This is a genomic window from Chromobacterium sp. ASV23 (assembly GCF_016428945.1).
In the GTDB taxonomy this organism is placed as follows: domain Bacteria; phylum Pseudomonadota; class Gammaproteobacteria; order Burkholderiales; family Chromobacteriaceae; genus Chromobacterium; species Chromobacterium sinusclupearum.
The window spans coordinates 13294-39987 of record NZ_JAELTR010000001.1 but is presented as its reverse complement, the minus strand read 5'-3'; the positions used below and the strand labels follow the sequence as shown (position 1 = coordinate 39987).

22 protein-coding genes are annotated in these 26694 nt (G+C 63.9%); 15 read left to right on the top strand and 7 right to left on the bottom strand.

Going from position 1 to position 26694, the window contains the following annotated elements; genetic code table 11:
- Positions 1-13: 13 nt before the first annotated feature.
- The 6 genes from JHD59_RS00170 (at position 14) to JHD59_RS00145 (ending at position 5664) form a co-directional block, all read left to right on the top strand.
- Complete coding sequence (locus tag JHD59_RS00170; RefSeq protein WP_199152691.1) at positions 14-1720, top strand: NADH-quinone oxidoreductase subunit C; 1707 nt, start codon at positions 14-16, stop codon at positions 1718-1720.
- Between the two features lie 9 nt (positions 1721-1729).
- A complete protein-coding gene (locus JHD59_RS00165; protein WP_199152690.1) occupies positions 1730-2266 on the top strand; it encodes a formate hydrogenlyase complex iron-sulfur subunit in 537 nt (178 codons plus the stop codon).
- Positions 2263-3057 (top strand): NADH-quinone oxidoreductase subunit B family protein, encoded by a 795-nt coding sequence (locus tag JHD59_RS00160; protein ID WP_199152689.1) that lies wholly within the window; start codon positions 2263-2265, stop codon positions 3055-3057. The genes JHD59_RS00165 and JHD59_RS00160 overlap by 4 nt, the downstream gene beginning before the upstream one ends.
- 2 nt (positions 3058-3059) lie before the next feature.
- Positions 3060-3470: a formate hydrogenlyase maturation HycH family protein gene (locus JHD59_RS00155; protein ID WP_103320439.1), complete on the top strand. Its 411-nt coding sequence runs from the start codon at positions 3060-3062 to the stop codon at positions 3468-3470.
- Positions 3460-3939 carry a hydrogenase maturation peptidase HycI gene (hycI, locus tag JHD59_RS00150; RefSeq protein ID WP_199152688.1) on the top strand — a complete coding sequence of 160 codons (480 nt, stop codon included), beginning with the start codon at positions 3460-3462 and terminating at the stop codon, positions 3937-3939. The genes JHD59_RS00155 and hycI overlap by 11 nt, the downstream gene beginning before the upstream one ends.
- A 93-nt stretch (positions 3940-4032) precedes the next feature.
- On the top strand, positions 4033-5664 hold the full coding sequence (locus JHD59_RS00145) for a sigma 54-interacting transcriptional regulator (RefSeq protein ID WP_199152687.1): 1632 nt from the start codon (positions 4033-4035) through the stop codon (positions 5662-5664).
- Between the two features lie 8 nt (positions 5665-5672).
- Here the strand turns inward: JHD59_RS00145 and JHD59_RS00140 are convergent, their stop codons facing one another.
- The gene (locus tag JHD59_RS00140) at positions 5673-6581 is read right to left on the bottom strand and encodes a LysR family transcriptional regulator (protein WP_199152686.1); all 909 of its coding nucleotides are present in this window, start codon (positions 6579-6581) and stop codon (positions 5673-5675) included.
- A gap of 133 nt (positions 6582-6714) precedes the next feature.
- On the opposite strand from JHD59_RS00140, the gene JHD59_RS00135 reads away from it, so the two are divergent.
- On the top strand, positions 6715-7473 hold the full coding sequence (locus JHD59_RS00135; protein ID WP_103320431.1) for an SDR family oxidoreductase: 759 nt from the start codon (positions 6715-6717) through the stop codon (positions 7471-7473).
- A gap of 129 nt (positions 7474-7602) precedes the next feature.
- Positions 7603-8400 (top strand): indole-3-glycerol phosphate synthase TrpC, encoded by a 798-nt coding sequence (gene trpC / locus JHD59_RS00130; protein WP_199152685.1) that lies wholly within the window; start codon positions 7603-7605, stop codon positions 8398-8400.
- 60 nt (positions 8401-8460) lie between these two features.
- Here the strand turns inward: trpC and JHD59_RS00125 are convergent, their stop codons facing one another.
- The 3 genes from JHD59_RS00125 to JHD59_RS00115 all read right to left on the bottom strand — a co-directional run bounded on the left by JHD59_RS00125 (position 8461) and on the right by JHD59_RS00115 (position 12635).
- Positions 8461-9384 carry a lipase secretion chaperone gene (locus JHD59_RS00125; RefSeq protein ID WP_199152684.1) on the bottom strand — a complete coding sequence of 308 codons (924 nt, stop codon included), beginning with the start codon at positions 9382-9384 and terminating at the stop codon, positions 8461-8463.
- A gap of 1 nt (position 9385) precedes the next feature.
- Positions 9386-10318, bottom strand: coding sequence for a triacylglycerol lipase (locus JHD59_RS00120; RefSeq protein ID WP_199152683.1), 933 nt, complete (start codon positions 10316-10318; stop codon positions 9386-9388).
- Positions 10319-10505: 187 nt separating this feature from the next.
- Positions 10506-12635: a patatin-like phospholipase family protein gene (locus tag JHD59_RS00115; RefSeq protein WP_199152682.1), complete on the bottom strand. Its 2130-nt coding sequence runs from the start codon at positions 12633-12635 to the stop codon at positions 10506-10508.
- Between the two features lie 205 nt (positions 12636-12840).
- On the opposite strand from JHD59_RS00115, the gene JHD59_RS00110 reads away from it, so the two are divergent.
- The 4 genes from JHD59_RS00110 (at position 12841) to JHD59_RS00095 (ending at position 18832) form a co-directional block, all read left to right on the top strand.
- A complete protein-coding gene (locus JHD59_RS00110; protein WP_199152681.1) occupies positions 12841-14358 on the top strand; it encodes a PilZ domain-containing protein in 1518 nt (505 codons plus the stop codon).
- 210 nt (positions 14359-14568) lie between these two features.
- A complete protein-coding gene (locus JHD59_RS00105; RefSeq protein WP_199152680.1) occupies positions 14569-16362 on the top strand; it encodes a S8 family serine peptidase in 1794 nt (597 codons plus the stop codon).
- On the top strand, positions 16359-16826 hold the full coding sequence (locus tag JHD59_RS00100) for a hypothetical protein (protein WP_199152679.1): 468 nt from the start codon (positions 16359-16361) through the stop codon (positions 16824-16826). The genes JHD59_RS00105 and JHD59_RS00100 overlap by 4 nt, the downstream gene beginning before the upstream one ends.
- A gap of 389 nt (positions 16827-17215) precedes the next feature.
- Positions 17216-18832, top strand: coding sequence for a methyl-accepting chemotaxis protein (locus tag JHD59_RS00095; RefSeq protein ID WP_199152678.1), 1617 nt, complete (start codon positions 17216-17218; stop codon positions 18830-18832).
- A gap of 26 nt (positions 18833-18858) precedes the next feature.
- Here the strand turns inward: JHD59_RS00095 and JHD59_RS00090 are convergent, their stop codons facing one another.
- Both JHD59_RS00090 and JHD59_RS00085 read right to left on the bottom strand, forming a co-directional pair.
- Positions 18859-19221, bottom strand: a complete 363-nt coding sequence (locus JHD59_RS00090; protein ID WP_199152677.1) for a YkgJ family cysteine cluster protein — start codon at positions 19219-19221, stop codon at positions 18859-18861.
- A gap of 97 nt (positions 19222-19318) precedes the next feature.
- Positions 19319-20566: a TIGR03862 family flavoprotein gene (locus tag JHD59_RS00085; protein WP_233163809.1), complete on the bottom strand. Its 1248-nt coding sequence runs from the start codon at positions 20564-20566 to the stop codon at positions 19319-19321.
- Between the two features lie 311 nt (positions 20567-20877).
- On the opposite strand from JHD59_RS00085, the gene JHD59_RS00080 reads away from it, so the two are divergent.
- Positions 20878-22506, top strand: coding sequence for a methyl-accepting chemotaxis protein (locus tag JHD59_RS00080; RefSeq protein ID WP_103320409.1), 1629 nt, complete (start codon positions 20878-20880; stop codon positions 22504-22506).
- 162 nt (positions 22507-22668) lie between these two features.
- Positions 22669-24051 (top strand): ATP-dependent RNA helicase DbpA, encoded by a 1383-nt coding sequence (gene dbpA / locus JHD59_RS00075; protein ID WP_199152675.1) that lies wholly within the window; start codon positions 22669-22671, stop codon positions 24049-24051.
- Between the two features lie 56 nt (positions 24052-24107).
- On the opposite strand, the gene JHD59_RS00070 is transcribed toward dbpA, so the two are convergent.
- Positions 24108-25724, bottom strand: coding sequence for a methyl-accepting chemotaxis protein (locus tag JHD59_RS00070; RefSeq protein ID WP_199152674.1), 1617 nt, complete (start codon positions 25722-25724; stop codon positions 24108-24110).
- Positions 25725-25939: 215 nt separating this feature from the next.
- On the opposite strand from JHD59_RS00070, the gene JHD59_RS00065 reads away from it, so the two are divergent.
- Positions 25940-26608, top strand: coding sequence for a 7-cyano-7-deazaguanine/7-aminomethyl-7-deazaguanine transporter (locus JHD59_RS00065; RefSeq protein WP_199152673.1), 669 nt, complete (start codon positions 25940-25942; stop codon positions 26606-26608).
- The last annotated feature ends 86 nt before the right edge of the window (positions 26609-26694 follow it).

Genomic DNA, 26694 nt, shown 5'->3' with positions numbered 1-26694 from the left:
CTGGGAGAAAAACATGAATGACGACAAACTGGGCCGCAACTATCTGGACGGCCTGAAGCAACGCTTCCCGCACACGGTGCTGGAAGCGGAATGGCAAACCGCCGATCAACTGACCGTCACGGTCAAGCTCTCCAGCCTGCCCGAAGTGGTGGAGTGGCTGTATTACCAGAACGAAGGCTGGCTGTCGGTGCTGTTCGGCAACGACGAGCGGCCGCTCAACGGCCACTTCGCCGTCTACTACGTGCTGTCGATGGAGGGACCGGTCAAGTGCTGGGTGGTGGTGCGCGCGCTGATAGCCCCGGAACGGCCGGAATTCCCTTCCGTCACGCCGCGGGTGCCGGCCGCCGTATGGGGCGAGCGCGAGGTGCGCGACATGTACGGCCTGACGCCGGTGGGCATCCCGGACGAGCGGCGGCTGGTGCTGCCGGACGACTGGCCGGACGAGCTCTATCCACTGCGCAAGGACGCGATGGCCTACAACCAGCGCCCCGCCCCCGCCACCGATACCGAAACCTACACCTTCGTCAACGATGCGGCCGGCATCACCCGCGACGTGCCGCTGGGCCCGCTGCACATCACCTCGGACGAGCCGGGCCACTTCAGGCTGTTTGTGGACGGCGAAACCATCGTCGACGCCGACTACCGCATGTTCTACGTCCACCGCGGCATGGAAAAGCTGGCCGAAACACGCATGGGCTACGACGAAGTCACCTTCCTGTCCGACCGCGTCTGCGGCATCTGCGGCTTCACCCACAGCGTGGCCTACGCCAGCGCGGTGGAAAACGCGCTGGGCCTGGCCGTGCCGCCCCGCGCGCAGATGATACGCAGCGTATTCCTGGAGGTGGAGCGGCTGCACAGCCACTTGCTGAACCTGGGCCTGGCCAGCCACTTCGTCGGCTTCGATACCGGCTTCATGCAGTTCTTCCGCGTCCGCGAAAAAGCCATGACCATGGCGGAACTCTTGACCGGCGCGCGCAAAACCTACGGCATGAACCTGATAGGCGGCGTGCGCCGCGACATCCTGAAAGAAGAGCGCCAGCGCACGCTGAAACTGGTGGCCGAGCTGCGCGAGGAAACCACGCGGCTGGTGGACATGCTGCTGTCCACGCCCAACCTGCGCCAGCGCACCAGCGGCGTGGGCATTCTGGACCGCAAAGTCGCGCGCGACTTCAGCCCGGTGGGGCCCCTGCTGCGCGCCAGCGGCTTCGCCCGCGACATCCGCGCCGACCACCCCTACGGCGCCTACGCCAGCCTGCCTTTCGACGTTCACACCGAAGACAGCTGCGACGTGCTGGGCCGCGTGCTGATCCGCGCCCGCGAATTCTTCGACTCGCTGGCCATGATCCAGCACGCGCTGGAAAACCTGCCCGCCGGCCCGGTATTGCTGGAAGGCTTCGCCTACCAGCCGCACCAGTTCGCACTGGGCTTTGCCGAAGCGCCGCGCGGCGAGGACATCCACTGGGCGATGACCGGCGACAACCAGAAGCTGTACCGCTGGCGCTGCCGCGCGCCCACCTACGCCAACTGGCCGCCGCTACGCTACATGCTGCGCGGCAACACCGTGTCCGACGCGCCGCTGATCGTGGCCAGCATCGATCCTTGCTACTCCTGCACCGACCGCGTGACGCTGGTCGACGTGAAGAAGAAAAAGTCCACCACCGTGCCGTACAAGGAAATCGAACGCTACGGCCGCGAGCGCAAAGATTCGCCGCTCAAATAGGAAAACGCCATGTTCAAGCTATTCAAGATCATAGCCAAGGCGGGCGAACCGACGACGAAATACCCGTTCGCTCCGTTTCCGGTCAGCCCCGGTTTTCGCGGCAAGCCGGAGCTGAACGCCCGCCAATGCATCGCCTGCGCCGCCTGCACCCAGGCCTGTCCGGCCGGCGCGCTGACGATGCAAACCGACAGCCGCGCCGGGCGGCGCGAATGGGCGCTGAACCTGGGCCGCTGCATCTTCTGCGGCCGCTGCGAGGAAGTCTGCCCCACCCGCGCCATCCAGCTGACCCAGGAATTCGAGCTAGCCGTGGCCTGCAAGGACGACCTGATCCAGCGCGCCAGCTTCCGGCTGGAAAACTGCGCTTGCTGCGGCAAGCCCTTCGCGCCGGCCAAGGAAATCCATCATGTGATGGACCTGCTGCGCCAGAGCGGCCTCAATCTGGACGAGCATCTGCGCGGACTGTACGCCGCCTGCCCCGAATGCAAACGCAAGCAGACCATAGAACGCGACGCGCTGACGCGCAGCCGCCAGGAGGAGCGAGCATGATTCCCATCCAAGCCGACGCCGGCCTGATCATCCCGCGCGACGAATACGGCATGCCCAAGCCGCTGACCGAGAGCGAGGGCATCGCCCAACTGAAGCAAAAGCTGCTGAAGGACATCCAGCGCTCCGCCTATGTCTACCGTGTGGACTGCGGCGGCTGCAACGGCTGCGAGATCGAGATTTTCGCCGCCATCACCCCGGTGTTCGACGCCGAACGCTTCGGCATCAAAGTGGTGGCCTCGCCGCGCCACGCCGACATCCTGCTGTTCACCGGCGCCGTCACCCGCGCCATGCGCATGCCGGCGCTGCGCGCTTGGCAGGCCGCGCCGGACCCCAAGATTTCCGTCTCCTACGGCGCCTGCGGCTGCAGCGGCGGCATCTTCCACGACCTCTACTGCGTATGGGGCGGCAGCGACAAGATCGTGCCGGTGGATGTCTACATCCCCGGCTGCCCGCCGACGCCAGCCGCCACGATTTACGGCTTCGCCATGGCGCTGGGGCTGCTGGAGCAAAAGCTGCACGCCAGCCATCAGGTGGAGGGCGAATGCGACCGCGCCCTGCTGCCGCACCCGCGCATTCCGCTGGATACCCGGGTGCGCATCGAGCGCGAGGCGCGACGGCTGGCCGGCTACCGCAGCGGCCGCCTTCTGGCCGACCAATTCATGGACCTGGCTTCGCAAACCGACGGCCTGACGCTGGACGAGCGCGTCAAGCGCCATCTATCGGCGATAGACGACCCGCGCGAGAACGAAATCTTCACCCGGCTGTGGGATATCAGCACGGAAGGAGGCTAGCCATGGGCCGCATCGTGTTTCACTCGCTGGGACGCAAATTCCTGCAGCGCGAAGAAGACATGCCGGACGACGACGGCGCGCGCCAGGTGATCTACCAGACGCTGGCGCTGGGCCACCACATCGGCGTCATCGACTGCCTGCAAACCATGCTCAGCTGCCCGGAGGACGGCTACGCGGCATGGCTGGCCACGCTGCCCGAGGGCGAGGCAAGGCGCAAGCTGGCCGGCGCGCTGCGCTTCGGCGAGATCATGATAGACGCCAGCCACGCCGCCCCGCTCGCCCTGGCTCTGACGCGCGGACGAGACGCCATGAACGACACGCAACGCGGCTGGAGCGACGCGCTGATGCGCGCGCTGGCGGCAATGGACGCCGAGCCGGCGCTTTACCTGATGGTGAAACGACATGAAGACTGATACGCCGGACCTGATCCTGGCCGTGGGCAACAGCATGATGGGCGACGACGGCGCCGGCCCGCTGCTGGCCGATCTGATGCGCCAAGCTCCCCTGCCAGGCTGGGACGTGGAGGATGGCGGCAGCGCGCCGGAAAACGCCACCCACCGCATCGCCGCCCGCGCGCCCCGCCGCGTGGTGCTGGTGGACGCCGCAGACATGGGCCTCGCCCCCGGCGAAATCCGCCGCGTGCCACCGGATGCGCTGGCCGACATGTTCATCATGAGCACCCACGATCTGCCGCTGAGTTTTGTGATGGAGCGACTGGCGGAAACCGTGCCGGTGGTGGAATTCATCGGCATCCAGCCCGATCTGGTGGCCTTCTACTGCCCGATGACAGAGCAGGTGCGCCAGGCGGTGAGCCGGCTTTACGCCGCCCTGCGCGACGATGCGTCGCTGGACAGCCTGCCCTGGCTATCTGACGCAGATTAAACCCATGGCGATTAGGCAGCGCTTATGCTTTGAGCAGGTGCGGCCGGCCGGTAAAATTTGCTCTGCAAGTTTCCGCCATTTCCGAGCCCACCCATGCCGATACTCGCGCCACAACCCTGCGGCCAGCCTGCGCCGCCCGCCGATCCGCTAGCCGCCTTGCGCGCCGACCGCGACCAACTGCAAATCCTGGTGGACGTCACCAACGCGGTGCTGTCCACGCTGCAGCTGGAAGAACTGGCGGAAAAAGTAGCGCAGGCGCTGCAACTGGCCTTCGGCGTCAGTTTCGTCGGCCTCAATCTGCACGCCGGCGACGATGGCGAGCTGCAAACTCACGATATTTATCTGGAGCGCGAGGGCCGCGAACGCTGCCGCCACACCTGCTACCCGCGCGAACGCCTGCCGGCGCGCGAGGCGATGCTGGGTCGCCAGCTGCTGCTCGCCAGCGAACCGACGCTGGAGCAAATGGCCGCCGTCCACCCGCGCTTTGCCGACGTGATGCGCGCCGGCTGCCGCTCGCTGTGCGTGCTGCCGCTGTGCGGGGCGTCCGGCACCGTGGGCGCGCTGCTGCTGGCCTATCCCGGCGACAGCGGCTATTTCCGCGCGGTGCTGCCGCTGCTGCAACAGGTGGCGGCGCGGCTGACCCTGGGCCTGGACAATGCGCTGGCCTATCAGGAAATCTCGCGCCTGAAGGACCAACTGGCCAGCGAGAACCTGCAGCTGACCAGCGAAATCCAGCATTATCAAAACTTTGACGAAATCATCGGCCACAGCGCGGCCATGTCCGCCGTGCTGGAACAGGTGGAGATCGTCGCAGCCAGCGACTGCTCGGTCTTGCTGCTGGGCGAAACCGGCACCGGCAAGGAGCTGATCGCGCGCGCCATCCACGCCCACAGCCCGCGCGCGGGCAAGCGCATGGTCAATATGAACTGCGCCGCCATTCCCGCCGGACTGCTGGAGAGCGAGCTGTTCGGCCACGAAAAAGGCGCCTTCACCGGGGCTACCGCGCAGCGCCTCGGCCGCTTTGAAATGGCGGACCAGAGCACGCTGTTTCTCGACGAAGTCGGCGACATCCCGCTGGAGCTGCAACCCAAGCTCTTGCGCGTGCTGCAGGAACGCGAGGTGGAACGGCTGGGCGGCCAGAAAATCATTCCGGTGGACGTGCGCGTGATCTCCGCCACCAGCTGCGACCTGATGGGCATGATCGCCGACAAGCGCTACCGCAGCGATCTGTATTACCGGCTCAACGTGTTTCCCATCCTGCTGCCGCCGCTGCGAGACCGGCCCGACGACATTCCTTTGTTGGCGCAGTTTTTCACGCAGAAGTTCGCGCGGCGCATGAACCGCTGCATAGAAAGCATCCCGGCGGAAACGCTGCAGCGGCTGCAGCGGCACAACTGGCCAGGCAATGTGCGCGAGCTGCAAAACGTCATCGAGCGGGCAGTGATTCTGACGCGCGGCCCGGTGCTGAATCTGCCGCAAACCGATCTCGCCTATCATCAGGCCGCGCCTTCCTGTACGCCGCCCGCCGCGCCCGCGCGGCGGGAAACGCCGCTGTTCGACGCCTGCGAGCCGGAAAAGGAGCGCATCCTCCGGGTGCTGAAGGAATGCAACGGCATCGTCGCCGGCCCGCGCGGCGCGGCCGCCAAGCTGGGACTGAAGCGCACCACCTTGCTATCGCGCATGCAGCGGCTGGGCATTTCCAGCCGCGAGCCGGCAGAGAGTTAAGCGCCGGCTCACGCCAGCAATTGCAGCTGCTCCCGCATCAAGGCGCCCGCCCACTCGACAAACACCTGCACCCGCCGCGACAAATGGCGGCGATGCGGATAGAGCACCGATACCGGCAAGGCCTGCGGCGGCCAGTCGGCCAGCACTTCCACCAGTTGTCCCGCCGCCACATACTGCGCGGCGTCGTAGCGCGGCAGCTGGATCAGGCCCAGCCCGGCCAGCGCGCAGGCGGTGTAGGTTTCCACATGATTGACGCTGACGCAGGACCGCATGGGCCGCTCGCGCCACTCGCCCTGCTGCTGATACTCCCAGCCCAGCGCCTTGCCGCTGGCCGGCGAGGCATAAGTGACCGCCAAGTGCTGATCCAGATCGTCCGGCGACAAGGGCAGGCCATGCCGCGCCAGATAATCCGGACTGGCGTAATTGCCTTGCGGCATCAAACCGATGCGCCGCGCCACCAGGCGCGATTCGCTGAGGAATCCCACGCGGATCACGCAATCCACGCCCTCCTGGATCAAGTCCACCGGCCGGTCGGTCACGCCCAGCTCTAGCTGGACGTCCGGGTATTGCCGGAAAAAATCCGGCAAGGCCGGCGCCAATACCTGGCGGCCTATCGGGCCGGGCACGTCGATGCGCAGCTTGCCGCGCGGCCCGGCGCCCTGCTGGCTGAACAACGCCTCGATCTCGTCGAAATCCGCCAGCAACTGGCGGCAACGCTCGTAGAAACCGCTGCCGTCCAGCGTCAGCTGCACCCGCCGCGTGGTCCGGTGCAAAAGCCGCGCGCCCAGCTGCGCCTCCAGTTGCTGCACCGCGCTGGAAACCGACGCGCGCGGCAGCTGCAATTGCTGCGCCGCCTTGGTGAAGCCGCCGGCATCCACCACGGTGACGAATACCTGCATGGCTTGTATCCGATCCATCCTCCCTCCGATTAGCACGTTTTTATGGATAGTGTAATCAAATCAGGCTGATTTATCTTGCCCTATGCCAGCAATACACTGCGAAGCATCCACAGCCCGCCGCGCTTTGCGGTCAATCTTACGGAGAAGTGAAATGAGCCAATCCCAATTCGCAGGTCAAGTTGCTCTGGTCGTCGGCGCATCGCGCAATATGGGCCGGGCCTTTGCCGAGGCGCTGGCAGCCGAAGGCGCCGCCGTTGCCATCCACTACAACAGCGCCGGCTCGCGCGCCGACGCCGAAGCAGCCGCGGCCGAGATCCATGCCGCCGGCGGCCAGGCCTTCGCAGTGCAAGCCGACATCACCAAGACGGCGGAAGTGCGCCGCCTGTTCGACGCGGTGGAGCAACGCTTCGGCCATCTGGACATCCTGATCAACACCGCCGGCATGATGGTGAAGAAGCCGGTGACGGAAGTCAGCGAGGAGGAATTCGACGCCATCTTCGCGCTGAACACCAAAGCGGCGTTCTTCTGCCTGCAAGAAGCCGGCCGCCGCATTCGCGACAACGGCCGCATCGTCAGCATCGGCACCTCCTTGCTGGCAGCCACCACCGGCTACTACGGCGCTTACGCCGGCAGCAAGGCGCCGCTGGAGGACTTTACCCGCGCGCTGGCCAAGGAAATCGGCCACCGCGGCGTCACGGTCAACGTGGTGGCCCCCGGCCCGATGGACACGGCCTTCTTCTACTCCGTGGAAACGCCGGAAACCGTGGCCTATCTGAAGTCCGCCAGCATCAACGGCGAGCTGGGCCAGGTGGCCGATCTGGTGCCGCTGGTCAAGCATCTGGTATCGCCGGAAAACCGCTGGACCACGGCGCAGACCCTGTTCATCAACGGCGGCTTCGTGTCGCGCTGAGCCTGCTGCGACAAACCCAACGGAGGTCTGAGCCACCGTTGGATCTCCCCCATCCCGTTCCGATCCGGCTTGCCATCGGGCGGGATGTTCTGCATGATGGCCTATTCGACTTTCAACCCCCGAATCAGCATGTCCGATATTCTCGACACCATCATCGCCACCAAACGCCAGGAAATCGCCGCGGCGCTGCCCGCGCGTCCGCTGGCCGCGGTGCGCGCCGAGGCCGAGGCCCGCGGCGACCGCCGCGACTTCGTCGCCGCCATCCGCGCCAAGCACGCGCTGGGCAAGGCCGCGGTCATCGCCGAAATCAAGAAAGCCAGCCCGAGCAAGGGCGTGATCCGCGCGGACTTCCAGCCCGCCGCCATCGCCGCCAGCTACGCCGCCCATGGCGCAGCCTGCCTGTCGGTGCTGACCGATCGCCAATACTTCCAGGGCGACGCCTCCTACCTGGAAGCCGCCCGCGCCGCCTGCCATCTGCCGGTACTGCGCAAGGATTTCATCGTCGACGAATACCAGGTGTACGAAGCCCGCGCCATGGGCGCGGACTGCATCCTGTTGATCGCCGCCGCGCTGGAACTGCCTAAGATGATGGCACTGGAAGCGTTGGCCCATGAGCTGGGCATGGCGGTGCTGGTGGAAGTGCACAATGAGGCGGAACTCGACGCCGCGCTGCAGTTGAAGACCGAGCTGGTGGGCGTCAACAACCGCAACCTGCGCAGCTTCGAAGTCAGCTTAACCACCACGCTGAAACTGCTGCCGCGCATCACCGACGGCCGCATCGCCGTCACCGAGAGCGGGATCGCCAGCGTGGAAGACGTGCGGCTGATGCAGGCCAGCGGCGTGCACAGCTTCCTGGTGGGCGAAGCCTTCATGCGGGAAGCGGAGCCGGGCGAGGCGCTGCAGCGGCTGTTTTTCAACCAGCCCTGATCCTGATTGCTTCAATAGAAACAGGCGCCATGCGGCGCCTGTTTTCGTTGCAGCCGACACTCAATGACTGGCGACAAAGCCAGGCAGACGCAAGGCCTCCTGCGCCGAGAAACGCTGCGCCTGCAATTGCGCCACCGCCTGCTGTTGCTGCTCGGCGCTGAGTCGGCCATTGGCCAGGATGGCGGCGCGCTCGCGGGTGAAATCATTGACCCGCTGCCGCCATGCCGCCTGCTCCCTGTCCAGTTCAGACAAGCGATCGGCCGCTGCCTGCCCCACCATGGAAGCGCGCAGCTGGTACAGCTCCTGCTCGCCCCCGCCGCGCTGGCGCAGCGCCGCCTCCGCCTCCGCCAAGGCCAGATGCTTGACCGGCTCCTCGCGCGCCGCGCGCAGCTCAGGCGGAAGCTGCTGCTCCAGCAGGGCGATCCGCCGCTGCTTTTCCGCCGCGCTCAATGAAGGATCGGCCACAATGGCCAAGCGTTGCGCAGTGAACGCGTCATAGCGGTCCTCGTCGCCGAACAACCCGGCCACCTCGGCCGCGCTGAAATACTGCAGCCGCACCGCCCGCGCTCTGGCCAGCCTTTGCGACAGATCGGCGCTGGCCGCCACCGTCATGCCCGCCAGCGACTGGCGATAGGCGACATAACGGTCGAACAGGTTCATCGCCTGCGCCAACGGCTTGGCCGGCAAGCGGCCTTGCAGATAACGCTGCAGCTCGGCGCGGATTTGCGGCAGGGTGCGCTCGCCCTGCGTGGCCAGGTAATAGTCGAACAAACGGCGCAGCGCCTGATCGACCCGCAGCGCGCCCGCGCCATCGGCCTTGACCGCGCCGTCCGGCGAGGTGCCGCGCAGCGAGGCCGCCGGACCGCCCCATGCCACGGAGCCCGGCAAGCTGGACGGTCCCGAGGCGGGGGTCGGCCAATACCACCAGGCCAACGCCGCGCATCCGGCCAGCAAGGCCAATCCCCACCCACTGCGGCGTCTCATCTTACAGCCCCTCGTTCTTCAACCGGTTGGCCTGCTGACGATACAGCGTGACCGGACTCACCTCGAACAGGCTGACCAAGCCGAAGCTCTGATTGATCTCGTTGACGTGGTTCATCTGGTAATTGTCGCGAATCACCTGGCCCAGGTGGGCCGAGCACACGCCAACCAGACCATCGGACGGCGTGGCGCCGAAAGCCAGGCCCAACACACCCATCGGGATGGTCAGCGGATCGAGGATATTGGTAGTGGTGGCCGCGCCGGTCCATGAATAGTAGCGCACGCCATTCGCCTGGTAGTCGCCCTCGCCGCAGGCCGAGGTCGGCACGCCGCCCGGGAACTTGGCGTTGAAGGCCAGGGAGCCGGCCGTGGTCAGCGAGTTCAGCGCGGCGATGGGCTGCTGCGGCAAGTCGCTGGTGCCGGAGAAGAAGGCGATCACCTTGGCCAAGGCGCCGGCGACGGCCGAAGCGACCGCTTCGCTGACCGTTCCCGGAGGGGCCACGCCGCGCACGATGTCGGCCACGGTGGAACCCTTGTTGACGCCGCCCACCGTGGTGACCGAGGCCACCAGATCCGGCCGCACGCCGGCCACGTAGCGCGCCGTGGGCGCGCCCTGGCTATGGCCGATCAGATTGACCTTTTGCGCGCCGGTGATGGCCAATATCTGCTGCACTTGCTGCAGCAGCTGTTCGCCGCGGGCCTCATTGCTGTCGGTGGCCGATACCTCGGCCACGAACACCTGGGCGCCATCGGCTTTCAACGCCGCCGGCACCTGATAGAAATAGTCCACGCCCAGCAACTGACCGAAACCGAACAGGCCGTGCACCAGCACGATGGGATAGCGAGTTTGGGTATAGCCGGTGGCGGCCAGGGCCGATGCGAACGGCAGCAGCAGCAAGACGAGCGCGAAAGCGCTGCGCGACAACAGACGTTTCATTATCTCTCCCGATGTGTTCTTGACCAGGGCCGCCGGATGGCGGCCCTTAACCGGGATAGAACATGACAAGCGCAAACGCCAGGACTAAATCAAACGTTCGTACCAATATCGCAATGCAGCAGACCTAAAGGACAGCCCGGCGATCCATCGTCAATGGATCGCCGGGCCATCACAGCGCGCCGCGCGCTCAATAATCGACGCCGAGGTAGATATAGCCGGTCAACTGCCCGCCCTTCGCCGTGCCGACGCCGACAAAGAACGGCCCCAGGATGGTATCGGCGCCCAAGAACAGCGAACCGGCTGGAATCCAATCGCGGGAAGACTGCAACTCGGTATAGTTCTGCCCCCACAGGCGACCGGCCTCCAGCGACACGCCGGCATAGACGCCGGAACCGAGCACCGGCGGCAGCGATGCCGCGCGCCAGTACACCATCAGCCGACCCAAAGCCACTTGTTCAGCCATCAGTTCACCGTTCTGGTAACCCGTCAGATTAAGGAACCCCCCCAGAGTTTGCGGAATGAAGCCGGCCCGGATGTCGACATAACCGCGCGCCTTGGCAGTGAAACGGGCGGTAAAGTCCCCATAGGTTCGGGCCAGCTCGCCGGTCACATCGTAAAATTTTTGATTGACCTCGCTGCCCAAAGCCGGCAAACCGGCGCCGAACTTGCCGCTGAAGTAATAGCCGGCCCGCGGCCAACGCGGATTGTCGAACTGATCCACCACCAAACGGGTTTGCACGCCGACATCGCGGAAACGCAAGCTGCCATCAAAATCGCTGGAGTCCCCTTGCAGCAAGGAATAATCATTATCCTGCCGGTAGAGGCCGATACGCCACTCACCGTACTTGCCCAGCGCCACCCCGGTATTCAGCTCGCCGCTCAACACATCGTTCTTCAGCGTGCCCAGGACGGTATGATCGTCGTTGAACACGCGGAACGGCTTCTGCTCATAGCTCAACGAGCCGGATACGAAGAATGGACTTCCGCGCCATAAGGGCTGGTAGATTTCGGAGGTAATCGACTTCTCGTAGCCAATCGCCACGTCATTGCGCCATGACGCGCCCGCATCGTTCAGCGAAGCCCACTCATGGGCGGCGCGGAAAGTGAAAGTGCTGTCGCCAGGCGTGTCGCTGTTCAGATTGAGTCCAAAGTGCAGCGAGTTCTGGCCTATGCTGCGTTCTACCGGCATCACCGTCATCACGTTGCGGCCGGTAACGTTATCGACTCGATAGGACAGTTTGTCGTATTCGCCGCCAGCGAATATCTCATCCAGGCGTTGCCGCGCCATGCCAACGGGCACCGCCGGTCCGTTGAAGCTCAAGGACTCCTGCAGGGTGGCCACCTTGGTGAAAGTGCCGTCCTTGCCTTCCACCTTGACCTCGTCCAGCACCGGATAGCGCGGCCTCTGCAAGCGGCTTTTCCACGCCGCGTACTGTTCTTCCGAGACCGAAAGCGCCGACAGCTGGGCATCCATCTTGCGCGCTGCTTCCTCGCCGCGCTTGACGATGGCGCGATGGTCGCCAAATGACGCGGCGGTATAGCCGGTGAGGTCAGGCCGGATCACGATGTCGTTCTTGTCCAGCAACTTCATCTGCTGCCTGACGTTGCGCATCACCGCCAGATTGGAACTTTGCGCCACCACGTCGAACCAGGACTGGATTTCATCGGCCTTCATCAGCGGCGAGCCCACATCCACCACAATCACATGTTTGGCGCAGCGCCCCTTCACATCCTGCACCGGCACATTGCGGGCAATCGCTCCGTCCACCAGCAGGCGGCCATTGTCTTCCACCAGATCGAACACGCCCGGCACCGCCATGCTGGCGCGCAAGGCGCGCGACAGCGAGCCCTTGTCGAACACGACCGCGTCGCCGGTCAGCAAATCGGCGGCAACGGCGCGGAACGGGATGGGCAGCTTGTCGAAGCTGTCGATATTGCGATCGCGCGTGATGTTGTGGATGTACATCTCGATGCCCTGGGAATTGATGGCGCCGCGCGGCAAACGCAGTTCGCCGTCTTTCAGGCCAAAGCTGGCATCGAGATAATTCTTGTAGTCATTGCGCTTGCGGTCATACGGGATATTCGCCCGCGCCGGCCGGCCGGACAGCATCTGATCCCAGTCGGCGCCATTGAACTCCTTCTCCATCTCGTCCAGCGGCAAGCCATTGGCGTAAATGCCACCGATCAAGGCCCCGGCGCTGGTGCCGGCAATGCAGGAAATCGGAATGCGCAGCCGTTCCAGCTCCTTCAATACCCCAAGGTGGGCGAAACCGCGCGCGCCGCCGCCGCCGAGCACAACCCCAACCCCTTCAGGCACTTGCGGCTCTTCCGCGGCGCGGGCAGACGGAACCGCGGCCAAGGCCGCCAAAACGAACGCCGCGACCGATACCCAAAATGAGAATTTCCTTGTCCAGGCCATGTTTGTTAATTTTGAGATTGTAGTTTCACCATCATCAACGCGTGACGTAAGATAGAGTGACAAATAAGCGAGTACATCACTTTCATTAATAAAGCTGGGCTCAATGTTTGATTTCAAATCGCTAGTCACTTCGCTTCTGAGCAAAAACACGCCGGCATCCGGCGTGGCGCAATCGGCAACCCTGCTGGTACGAGACTTGCCGCAGGCTGAATACTTTACTGCCTTGGTAGAAATCATCAAGGCTATTTCCAAAATTAACGCCGATACCGAGATATCGTTGAAAGAGCGCGTCAAAACGCTGCTCTATGTGGACGACAAGGCGGCCGACATCCATCAGCAGCTGTGCAGCGACTACCTGCATGCCAGAGCAGGCAGTAAAGGCTATCTGCCCACCATTCTGGCGTACTGGCATGAGCTGTCCACCGCCTACCAGATTTGCCTGAGGCTGCACAAAAACGCGCCGAGCCAAGCCGCCGAGGCCGAGCTGCAGCTGGTCACCATACGCGGGCTGCATCACCAGATGCGGCTGCTGGCCTGGAACGCGCTGCGTTACCTGAAACCGGAAGGCAGCGCCTGGCAGCAGGGTTTCCGCTTTTACATCTACGCCGAGGAAGCCGGCTTCGCCCGCACCCCGCTGCTGCTGTATCCCCACTCGCGCCAAGAAATCACCTGCGAGCATCTCCTGCTGCAGGCGGGCATGCTGTATCTGGCGCAGACGGAAAACATGCTGCACAAGGAGATCATCGCAGTCGACCAACTGCTGTTGCTGATCTGCCAACAGATTCCGCTGGAAAAACAGCCGCCGCTGGAGACGCCCGTTTTCGTCTTCAATTTGTCGATGGCGGAGCCGCCTCAGCCGATGCTGCGCGGCATGGCCGGCAAATGGCACCGCTATTGGTCGTCATATGAAATCAGCACCCGCCTGGCCGACCTGATGTTCGACCTAGACTCCCGCATCCCGTCGCAGATTGCCGCGCTGGATTGCGAACTGGAGCGCGAGGAGTGGGCCGATTTATGCGAAAAGCTGGCCATCCGCTGGTCAAACGACGGCGGCAAATCGCTGCGCAAATCGGAACGCTCGCTGCACGCCTCCAGCGCGCACGTCTCCATCGGCTTCGAACGCGTGGCTTTCCAGATCAAGGTGCAGGACGTCAGCGCGCTGGACGTCGACCGTATCGACGAATGGCGCATCAATGACATCAGCAGCACCGGCATGGGCCTGACCTTCATCGGCAAGGCCATCGAGCAGCTGGCCATCGGACGGTTGATTCTGGTGCGCACCGACAGCCACCCGCCGCTGCTGGGCATCATCCGGCGCATCCTGCGCCAGAACAACGGCACCAAGGTCGGCATTGAAATACTGGGGCAAACGCCGGTCGGGGTGTCGCTGCTGGACCCGCAGCAGCCGGAAACGCCTCCGTCCAGCGGCATCTACATCACCCAGCCCAACTCCCGCCAGGGGCAGCGCTGGTTCCTGATGCCCAAACCGCTGGCCAGCGCCGACAAGGAATTGATCCTGACCGCCCAGGGCAAGTCCTACCAGATCAAGCTGAAAGAGCCCCGGCGGGAATTCGAAGACTGCAACCATAGCAACTTCGACACCCTGGCCAAGATAGACTGAGTCACCCTGCGACGCGGCCCTCGCCGCGTCCCCTCCTTTCCCCCTTTCCTCTCCTCCAGCCCTCGCTGCCGCTCATGCCGCGCGCAAAGCCGCGCTTATCTTCGGCTCCAATCAATAAATGACAAAAACGTATTTACGCAATAAAAATTAACAAATAATATCTTTGAAGCGGCAATATGCCGCTCAAAGGAAAAAATAGAGGAAACCACCATGCAACTTCGTTTCATCAGCAGCGCCATCGCGCTGGCATTGGCCTCTCAGGCCGGCCATGCCGCAGCGCCGGGCCAGCCGGCTTATCCGCTGCAAGCTGGCGATCCGCTGGCCAATCAGCAATGGCATCTGCAGAACACCGGCCAGAATGCGTTCTCCAAGCGCGGCGGGGTCAAGGGCATTGATCTTGATCTCGCTTTCACCCATTTGCGCGGCATCCGCGGTGTGGGCACCACCATCGCCGTGATCGATGATGGCCTGGAAATTCGCCATCCGGATCTGGCGGCCAATATCGTGCCGGGATCAAAAAACCTGGTGACGGGCAGCGACGATCCGACCCCGGCATCGCCGGACAATGCGCACGGCACCTCGGTGGCCGGCATCGCCGCCGCCGTCGGCTACAACGGCATAGGCGGCCGCGGCATCGCGCCGTCGGCCGGACTGAAGGGCTTCAACTGGCTGTTGGCGCAAACCATGGAAGGCTGGCTGCTATCCCACGGCAAGCAGCCGGGCGGCAAACCGCTGGAATCCTTTACCGACGCCAGGGTTTTCAACCAAAGCTATGGCTCGTCCGCCCTCACCTCGCAGCCGGGCAATCCGGACGCCGACATCGAGCTGAAAACCGAAGAGGAAACCTACGAGGAAGTCAGCCGCAACAGCCATTGGGGCCGCGGCGCGGTTTTCGTCAAATCCGCCGGCAACGCCTACAACTATTTCCGAGTCAATGGCGGCTACCTGCTGGGCTACCAAGGCAATAACGGCCTGCCGGTACAGGACTCCAACCTGACCACCGACAACAGCAATTACTGGAATGTCGTGGTATCGGCCCTGAACGCGGACGGCGTGCGTTCGTCCTATTCGTCGGTCGGCGCCAACGTGCTGCTGACCGCGCCAGGCGGCGAATACGGCACCGACTCGCCGGCCATGGTCACCACCGACCTTTCCGGCTGCAATCGCGGCTACAACGTAAGCGGCGAGGCCGCCAACAGCCTGCATGGCGGCACCGCGCTCGATCCCAACTGCGATTACAACAGCGTGATGAACGGCACCTCGTCCGCGGCGCCGGCCACGTCCGGCTCGTTCGCGCTGGTGATGTCTGCCAATCCCGCGCTCTCCGCCCGCGACGTACGCCATTTGCTGATCACCACCGCCCGCAAGGTGGACGCCGCTCAGCCTGGGGTGACGCTGGCGTTCAAGGATGCGGCGGGCAATCCCCACAGCTACCAGGCCTTGCCGGGATGGCAGAAAAACGCCGCGGGCCTGTCTTTCCATCCGTTTTATGGCTTTGGCCTGATCGATGTGGACAAGGCGGTGGAAAAAGCGCTGTTCTATCAGCGCCCGCTGCCCCCGCTGGAAAAAACCCGCTGGCAAACCGTGAACGCGCAGGCAACCATCCCGGACGGCGATGAAAAAGGCGTGGAAAGCGTATTCAACCAGCCGGATAACCTGACGGTGGAAGCGGTGCAGATCCTGGTGGATGCGCAGCACGGCCGCGCCAGCGACCTGGCGGTGGAACTGATCTCGCCGTCCGGCACCCGCTCGGTGCTGCTGTCGCCGCGCACCGCTCTGGTGGCGGAGGAATATGGCTTGAACCAGCAGCGGCTGCTGTCCAACCACTTCTATGGCGAGCCGGCCAAAGGCCAATGGCGGCTGCGGGTGATAGACAGCAATGGCGGCGAGTACCAGTTCGTCCATCGGGTCAACGGCAAAAACACCACCTACTCGCTGCCAAACGCGGCAGGCAAACTGAAATCGTGGTCGATCCGCTTCTTCGGCCACCGGAGCGCAACATGAAAGCCATTCTCTCTCTGATCCCCGCCCTACTGGCGCTTTCCGCCGTGGCTCACGCGGCCGACCTGCCCTTCCTGCCCAAGCCGGCCGGGCAGGCCGTTTCCATCAACGGCAAGGTGTACTACAAACAGACGCCGCAGCCCAAGATGGGCGTTTCCGCCAAGCTGGCGGCCTCGCCCGCTGCCGCGACGCCCACGCTGAAGCGCGGCGACGTGGTGCAAAGCGCCAAGCAGACGGTGCCGGCATCCGTCAGCGGCGCCGTGCTGGTGCAATTGGCCTCCGCGCAGGACGAGGCGGCGCTCGCGCGCGATCACGGCCTGACGCCGCGCTACCGCACGGCCAGCGTGGTGGTGTTTGACAGCCCCCCGCAGGCCGACCTGCTGGCGCTGCAGCAAAAATTAGCGGCGGACAAGCGGGTGAAGAAAGCGCAGCTCGAGCTGGCCAGCAACGACAAGCAGCCAGAATAAGACATCGCCGCGCCCATTCATGACAAAGGCTTGCCACGGCAAGCCTTTTCTTCTGCAAAACACTGCTTGCGCGCCCCAGAGTCAAAACCCGGGCCATCTGCCATTCCACTCGGGCATGGCGCCCCTTCACGCCCTCCAGTCTGGCGAATGGAAGAAAATCCCACATCCACCTCATGGATTCCACACCAAACTGCACAATCACCGCCACGGCGCTTGCTTGAAATTCAGAGACATGGGTTAATCGCCAGATAGCGACGCGACTTGCCGATTGCATGTATCTTTCAATTAATAGCAATTCAAATATTATTTATTTATAAATATCCAAACAGAAACATTAAAGTAGCCCGCAATACCTATCAAGCACTCGCACCTTGACGGAGTCCATTGCCATGTCGGTTTCCAAGAAAATCCTGCTGCTGATTTCGCTGTCCATTCTTACCTTGATCGGCATCAGCGCCTACAGCCTGTACACCCAATCCCGGCTGGCGGATACCGCCAGCAATTTCTCCCAAGCGGACTACCCCAAGTTGATCACGCTGAACCAATTCGGCAACGCCATCGCCTCCATCCGGCTGGTGGGGATGCAAGTGCTGGTGGCGGATAGCGAAGCGGACCGCCTGGCGGCCAAGGCCAAGGTCGATTCTGCCTATGCAGCCGCCAAATCGACGCTGGATCAGTACGGCGCGCAGGTCGACAATGAAGAGGACCGCGCGCTTTACCAGGAAAACGTCCGACTGCTGGACCGCTATTGGGGCACCATGGTCCCGCTGATGGACGCGGCTCTGCACGGCAATCTGGCCGAAGCGCTGCGGCTGCGCGCCACCTCTGCCCTGCCCGCCGGCAATGCGCTGACCAAGGGCATCGCGGCGCATATCGACTACAACAAGCGCCATGTGGAGCAGGAGGTGGCGAATGCCCATCGGCTGATCGAAACCACCCGCGACATCACCCTGGCCGTCACGGCGCTGCTGGCGCTGCTGCTCATCGCCATCGGCCTGCGCTGCCACCGCTCCATCAGCCGGCCGCTGCAAGACCTGAACCAGACCATGAACCGGATAGGCGAGCGCCTGGATTTCACGCTGCAGGTCAAGGTGCATAACCCAAGCGACGAAATCGGCAACACCGCCGCCACCTTCAACCTGCTGATGGACCGCATCCGCCACAGCATGAGCGATATTTCCGGCAATTGCGCCAAGGTGGCAGCCTACGCCACCGACCTGGCCAGCGCCGCCGGCAATGTGCTGCAGGCGGCGGAAAGACAAAACGAGGCATCCTCCGCCATCGCCGCCACCATGCAGCAGCTGTCGGTCAGCATCCATCAAGTGGGGGACCGGGCCGAATACAGCAATCAGCAAACCGAGGAAGCCAGCCGCCACGCCGACACCGGCCAGCAGGTCATCGCGCGCACGGTGGAGGAAATCCGGTCGATCTCCCACACCGTCGACCACGCCAGCAGCAGCCTGCATGAACTGGAAGAGCAGAACAACCGGATCGCCAACTCGGTCAGCAGCATCAAGGACATCGCCGATCAGACCAATCTGCTGGCGCTGAACGCGGCGATCGAGGCCGCCCGCGCCGGCGAGATGGGCCGCGGCTTCGCCGTGGTGGCGGACGAGGTGCGCAAACTGGCCGAGCGCACCACCATCCTGACCGGCGAAATCGACCACATCATCCGCGGCGTGACCGATACCTCGCGCCAGACCACCACGCGCATGAGCGAAACGCAGCAACTGGTGGTGTCCGGCGTCGTCCGGGCGGACGAGGCCTTGATCACGATCGGGGAAATCGGCAAGTCGTCCAACACCGCCAGCCAGATGGTGGGAGAAATAGCGGACTCGATACGCGAGCAGGCCCATGCCTGCAACAGCATCGCCGTGCAGGTGGAAAAAATCGCGGAAATGGCGATCCAGTCCAGCGCCGCCGCCCATCAAACCGCCAAGACGGCGGAGCAACTGGACGAGGCCGTCGTGGCCATGAACCAGGCGGTCAACCGCTATCGCCTGTAAAACCGCCTGGCGCGTGCGGACGATGACTAACCCGTCAGCAAAGGCTGAGGATCATTGACGGCCATCGCGACATCCCGCAACACCGCCAGCCCGTGCGCCGCTCGCGCCTTATGGCATTGCGCCGATCCGGCCTCCACCTCGCGACAGGCGCTCGGGCGCGCGGCATAGATGCCGCAGGCCACGCTACGGCCCACCTCGCCCTGCAAGGCGACGCAACGCGGGCTATTCGACCAGGTGCCGCGCATGCAGCGGGTCCAGTCGTTGACTTTCTCGGTGAATTGGCTGGGGATCGCGCCGCCGCCGTCATCGGCCTCAGCCCAGTAGAAGGAAACGCGGAAGTTGGCGCAGCAGGCGCCGCAGGATTGGCAGGGATTGCTTTTTTCACTCATGGCAAGCAAGAAAAACAGTTTACGAATCACGCCTCGATCAGGCGAAATAATGTGATCCGGGTATTCTGTCAGGCTCGCTTGCCGCCCTCAAGTAAAACTATTTTGATGCGCCGCCCTGCAGCCACTCCGCCATCCCGATGCCGGCGGCGCGGCCGCTGGCGAAGCAGGCGGTCAGCAGATAGCCGCCGGTAGGCGCCTCCCAATCCAGCATCTCGCCGGCGCAGAACACGCCGGGCAGCGCCTTCAGCATTTGCCGCTGGTCCAACGCGGAGAAACACACCCCGCCGGCCGTGCTGATCGCCTCGTCCATGGGCCGCGGCGCCGCCAGCCTCAACGGCAGGCGTTTGATCGCGGCGGCCAGCGTCGGCAGGTGCTGGAAACTCTCCTTGTCCAGGCACTCGCGTAAGATTCCGGCGCGCGCCCCCTTGAGGTTCAACCTGCTTTGCAGATGGCTGGATAGCGAGCGTGAGCCGCGCGGGTGCGTCACCTCGGCCAGCACCTTGGCCTCGTCCCAGGACGGGATCAAGTCCAGATAGCAGGTGGCGGAGCCGGAGCGGGCGATCTCGTCGCGCAGCAGCGCCGAACAGGCGTAAATCAGGCTGCCTTCGATGCCGCCCCGCGTGATGACGCACTCACCCACGCGCTTGAAGCTACGTCCATCTCCGCCCTCGAAGGAAAGCCCCACCGCCTTCAGCGGCTCGCCGGCGAACTTGTCGGAGAAAAACGTGCTCCAGCTGACATCAAATCCGCAATTGGACGGCATCAGCGGCGCCGTGGCCACGCCGCGCTCGGTCAGCCAAGGCATCCAGCGGCCATCCGACCCCAGCTTTTTCCAGCTGCCGCCGCCCAGCGCCAGCAATACCGCGTCCGCGCGCACCGCCAGTTCGCCGTCCGGCGTATCGAAACGCAGGCTGCCGTCAGCGTCCCAGCCCTGCCAGCGATGGCGCGCATGGATGCGCACGCCGGCATCGCGCAGCCGGCTGAGCCAGGCGCGCAGCAGCGGCGCGGCCTTCATCTCGCGCGGGAACACCCGGCCGGAGCTGCCGACAAAGGTTTCCACGCCCAGTCCATGCGCCCAGGCGCGCAGCGCATCGGCGTCAAACGCGCGCAGCAGCGGCTCGATCTGTTCCGCGCGCGCGCCATAACGGCCGACGAAGGCCGGATACGGCTCGGAATGAGTGAGGTTCAGCCCGCCTATGCCGGCCAGCAGAAATTTACGTCCCACCGAGGGCATGGCGTCATAGACATCCACCTGGATGCCGCGTTGCGCCAGCATCTCCGCCGCCATCAAACCCGCCGGCCCGCCGCCTATGATGGCGACACCGCGCCCCGCTCCGTCACTCATGCCCATCTCCACGCTATCCGATCTCGATTTCACCATAGCCGGCGCAGTCAGCCGCGTCGGCAAGGGCGCGATTGTTGCAGAAAAAGCCGGCCAACCCAAGCCATAAGGCCTTGAACACGCTTTGATAGCAAATCCGCCACCGCGGCAAGCGGTATCGGCGCATTCCTTGATCTTGGCCAGACGCGGCCCACACTCTCCGAACTAGAATTCCTACGGCATAGCCATGCTAAAGTTATTTTCAGCTGCCCGCTCAGCGACGATCAAAACACAAACCACACACAGGAGACGGGGCCACGCCGCCCCGGCATGCAATGAGAAAATTTTCCGACTGGCCAATCTGGCTGCGACTGACCGGCGCCATCTGGAGCTGCCTGGTACTGGCATGGGGGGGATTGATCGCGTGGGAAACGCGCGCGAGCCGCGACATCGCGGTAGAACAGGCCAAGGACCTGGCGCACAGCATGAATGAAATGACGCTGGCCGGGCTGACCGGCATGATGATCACCGGCACCGTGGGCCAGCGCGATGTGTTTCTGGACCAGATCCGCGAGCTGTCCGCAGTGCGCGACCTGCGGGTGATACGCGGCGAACCCGTCAACAAGCAATTCGGCCCCGGCAACGCCGGCGACAAGGGGCGCGCCACCGATGCGCTGGAACGCGCCGCGCTGCAGGACGGCAAGCCGCATGTGCAGATCGAATCCACACCCGAGCTGGGCGAGCATTTGAGGGTGGTGTACCCGGCGCTGGCCTCATCCAATTATCTGGGCAAGAACTGCATGGCCTGCCACCAGGTGGCGGACAAAACGCCGCTGGGCGCGGTCAGCATGCGCATCTCGCTGGAAAAACCCTATGCCGCGGTGGACAGCTTCCGCACGCAGAGCATCCTGTTCGCCCTGCTGGCCTCGCTGCCGCTCTTGGGCGTGGTGTATCTGTTCATCCGCCGTTTCGTGACCGACCCCTTGCAGGAAATGGCCAAGGGCTTGGCCGAGCTGGCCAAGGGCGAAGGCGACCTGACGCGCCGGCTGCCGACCAGAAGCAACGACGAGATCGGCGTCACCGCCCGCCTGTTCAACCAGATGCTGGGCACGGTGGCCAGCCTGGTGCGCCAAGTCAGCGAAAGCGCGGACGCGGTGGCGCTGGCCTCGCGCCGGCTGTCCGGCGGCGCCAACCAGCTGGCCGCCAGCTCGCACCGCCAGAACAGCCAGTCGCTGGCCGCCGCGGAGGCCGTGGAACAGCTGGCCTGCCACATCGGAGAGATCGCCGGCAAGGCGGAGCACGTCAGCAACGGCGCCGAGGAAAGCCTGCAGCGTTCCGAGCAGGGCCAGCGCAGCTTGCAGCAGCTGCAACAGGAGGTCGGCCAGGTGGAAAGCGCGGTGCAGCTGATGGCACAGGCGGAGAGCGACCTGGTCAACTCCACCGCCGTGATCACGAGCATGACCAAGGAAGTCCGCGAGATCGCCGAGCAGACCAACCTGCTGGCGCTGAACGCGGCGATAGAAGCCGCCCGCGCCGGCGAGATGGGCCGCGGCTTCGCCGTGGTGGCGGACGAGGTGCGCAAACTGGCCGAAAAATCGGCCAAATCCGCCAGCGAGATCGACTCCGTCACCGGCGCGCTGAACAGCAAGACCGATGCGGTGCGGCAAGCCGTCAGCGCCAGCCTGCAATCGCTCGAAGCCAGCCGCCACTCCACAAACAGCGTGGCCAGCGTGCTGAGCGCCGCCAACCAGTCGGTGGCCGAGGTCCGCAACGGCCTGCAGCAGATCGTCGAGGTCACCGAGCAGCAACGCCTCACCAGCCAGGCGGTCAATGAAAACATCGACGCCATCGCCAACATGGCGCGCACCAACGACGCCGACATTCAGCAGACCGTAGGCGCGGCGGCGGAGCTGGAAACGCTGGCCCAGCGCCTGACGGATTCGGTGTCGCGCTTCCGAGTGTGAGGATACCCGGGCAAAAACCGCAACATCTGATAAAACTAGATAGGAAGACCCCAGCGCCCGGTTCACCGGGCGTTTTTTTCAACTGAAAATGCGCCGGGCATTTGGCCGCGAGCCTCACTGCTGTTACACTGCCCAGCCTTTAGCCAACCGCGCCAAGTCATTGTGAAACCAGCCGCTTTTTCCTCCCTGCCCCTGCCCGCCCCCTTGCTGTCCAACCTGGACAGCCTGGGCTACCACCAGATGACCGCCATCCAGGCCGCCAGCCTGCCCGCCATTCTGGAAGGCCGCGACCTGATCGCCCAGGCCAAGACCGGCAGCGGTAAGACGGCTGCGTTCGGCTTGGGCCTGCTGGCCAGCATCAATCCGCGCTGGTTTGGCGTGCAGGCGCTGGTGATGTGCCCGACGCGCGAACTGGCTGACCAGGTGGCGCAGGAAATCCGCCGCCTGGCGCGCGCCATCGACAATATCAAGGTGGTGACGCTGACCGGCGGCACCCCGATGGGGCCGCAGATCGGCTCGCTGGAGCATGGCGCGCACATCGTGGTGGGCACGCCGGGCCGGCTGCAAGACCACCTGTTCCGCGAAACGCTGAATCTCTCCGGCGTGAAAACGCTGGTGCTGGACGAGGCGGACCGCATGATAGACATGGGCTTCATCGAGGAAATCGTCGGCATCGTCCGCGCCTGCCCGAAGAACCGCCAGACCCTGCTGTTCTCCGCCACCTATCCGGAAGACATCCGCAAGGCCAGCGCGCAGTTCCTGAAAAAACCGGTGGAAGTGAAGGTGGAGTCGCTGCACAAGGCCGACCACATCGAGCAGTGGTTCTACAAGGTGCAGCCGGAAACCCGGCTGGAGACGGTCAGCCGCATTCTGCGCCACCTGCGTCCCACTTCGGCGCTGGCCTTCTGCAATACTCGCGAACGCTGCAAAGAGCTGGTGCGCGAGCTGCAGGAACAGGGCTTCAACGCCCTGACGCTGCACGGCGACCTGGAGCAGCGCGAGCGCGACCAGATTCTGCTGCGCTTCGCCAACAAGAGCGCCACGGTGCTGGTGGCCACCGACGTGGCGGCGCGCGGACTGGACATCAAGGAACTGGATGTGGTGATCAATGTCGACGTCACCCATGATCCGGAAGTCCACATCCACCGCATCGGCCGCACCGGCCGCGGCGATCAGCACGGCCTGGCGCTGACCCTGGCCACCGACAGCGAGGCCAAACGCCTGGTGCAGATCGAAAACTACCAGCAGGCCGACCTGACCTGGGCCGACGTGGAAGAGCTGACGCCTGCGCCGGGCGGCCCGCTGCTACCGCCGATGGTGACGCTGGAAATCGCCGGCGGCAAGCGCGAAAAACTGCGCCCGGGCGACCTTTTGGGCGCGCTGACCGGCGAGGCCGGCTTTGCCGGCAGCCAGATCGGCAAGATCAACATCTTTGAATTCAACAGCTTCGTGGCGCTGGAGCGCAACATCGCCGAAGCCGCCCTGGCCAAGCTGTCGCAAGGCAAGATCAAGGGCAAGCAGTTCAAGATGCGGCTGATCGGCTGACGCCGAAAATGAAACAGGGCCTGGCGGCCCTGTTTTCCCCGACCCGCACCCTCGTCTTATACCTGATACTGCGCCACCGTCCGCTGTATGCTTTCCGCCTGATCCTTCAGCCGGTTGGCGGAACTGGCCGAATCATTGGCATCCTTGGAGTTGCCCTCGGCCATCTGGGCGATCTGCTCCACCTTCTGCGCGATGATATTGCTGGCGCTGCCCTGCTCCACAATGCTGCTGGAAATTTCTCTGATCAGCTCCACGCTGCGTTCGGAATTGGTTTTGATTTCCTGAATCGCCTCGCTGGCGCCGCGCGCCTTTTCCGCCTCCAGATTCACCCGCTCCACCACTTGTTGCATGCCGGCCACCGCCGCCTGCGTGCCGTGCTGCATCTTGTCTATTACGCCGGAAATTTCCGTGGTGGAGCTGGCGGTGCGCTCGGCCAGCTTGCGCACCTCGTCCGCCACCACGGCGAAGCCGCGTCCCATTTCGCCGGCTCGCGCCGCCTCGATCGCCGCGTTCAGCGCAAGCAGATTGGTCTGATCCGCAATGTCCTTGATCACCCCCAAAACCGTGGCGATGGTGGCGCTGTCATCGCGCAGCTTGCCGATGCGATCCGCCGCCTCGCCTACCGCCTGCGCCACGGCGCTGATGCCGTCCACCGTGCCCAGCACCACGCCGCTGCCGCGCTCGGCGATCTCGCCGGCCTCCCGCGCCTGCGCATTCGCCTCGCGCGCCCGGTCCGCCACATGGTTGATGCTGACCGTCACCTGCTCCACGGCGGCCGCCATCTCCGAGGCAGACTCGCTCTGCGTCACCGAACTGCCGGCGATGTGCGAGGACGAATCAGCCATCATCACGATGGCGCCTTGCATCTGGCTCACGCTGCCGCGGATTTCCAGAAAGCTCTGCTGCAGCCGCCCCATCAGCTCGTTGAACGCAGTCGCTGCCTGGCCAATCTCGTCCATGCGCGCAACCGGCGCGCGTTGGCGGAAATCCAGCTGCGTGCGCACGGCCTGCATGGTGCCAAGCAAGCTGGCCAGGCTGTTGCGGATATTGACGTACAGCTGGGCGCTGAGAGCGCCGCAGACCAGCACCGCCAACGCGATCACGGCCAGGGATACAGTAAAGCCCGTGCTATAAGCAGCCGCGTTATCTTTGGACAACTGATCAGCCAGCTTGTAGTTGTACTCGATGTGGTCCAGCAGCAATTGATTCAGCGTCTTGGCCTCGTTCGACATATCGCCCAGCATCAGTTTGTCGGCGCCGGCGGCATCGTTGGCCTGCACCAGCTGCAAGTATTTCTCGCGCTGCTGCCTATAGGTTTTCATGGCGTCGCGGTCAGCCTGCAGCATCTTGCGGTCGGTATCATCCGAGATCAGGTCCTTCTCGTACTTGTCCATCGTCGCGTCAAAACGCTTGTCCAGCTCGGACATCTGCGCCTGTTGCGCCGATTTGGCGGCGGGGTCGGTCAAGGCCACGCTGCGCGCCAACGTCAGCCGGATGTCCGCCAGCGCCTCCTTGCCCTCGTCCAGATCATGGATGCTGGGGAAGGTATTGATCTTCAGATAATCGAAGCGCTCATTAGCCTGTTTCTGCTGCCACAAACCCTGAACACCCACCACGATCATCGCGATCAGGGCCAGAGCTATCGTCAACATCAGCCGCTTGGTTATCGTCATCGCCCACTCCTTCCAACCATCCGTGCCAGGGAAATTACTTAGAATAGTTATAGACAGGACTGACAAACAAACAACAAATCGTTCCGCATATCCGATGCACGGCGCAGCGCGCGCTTCCCATCTTCCGGGCAAACCGGTAATATCCTGCCCCTTGCCGCTGCCGCGGCGTTTATTCACTGGGTTCCCTCACCCCAGTCAGCAAAAAGGATATTCCGATGTTTGCCTTTACCAGCCGTCAGCGCTTGTCAGCGCTGCTGTGGCTCACCTTGTTTCACATCGCCATCATTGCGTCCAGCAATTACCTGGTGCAGCTGCCGATCACCGTATTCGGCTTTCACACCACCTGGGGCGCTTTCACGTTTCCGTTTATCTTCCTGGCTACCGACCTGACCGTGCGCATCTTCGGCGCGCCGCTGGCCAGGCGCATCATTCTGGCGGCCATGGTGCCGGCGCTGGCCATCTCCTATCTGGTGTCCACGCTGTTCTATCAGGGCGCCTGGCAAGGCGCGCAGGCGCTGCAGCAGTTCAACCTGTTTGTCGCCCGCATCGCCGTGGCCAGCTTTGCCGCCTATGCCTTGGGCCAGATACTGGATGTACAGGTATTCAACCGGCTGCGTCAGCTCAAGGCCTGGTGGGCGGCCCCGGCGGCGGCGATGTTCTTGGGCAATGTCAGCGACACGCTGTCGTTTTTCTTCATCGCCTTCTACAAGAGCAGCGACGCCTTCATGGCCGCCAACTGGGTTGAGATCGCTCTGGTGGATTACAGCTTCAAGGTGCTGATCTGCATGCTGTTCTTCCTGCCCATGTACGGCGTAGTGTTGAAGATGATCTTGCAGCGGCTGCTGCGGAGCGGCGCAACAGAGCAAGCGCTGCAGCCGGTTTGATCCTGGCGGGGCAAGAACTGGCTCAGAGGCATCGGCTTAACAGAATGATGGGTAATCCGGGCATTGCGCCACATCGAATGCAACGC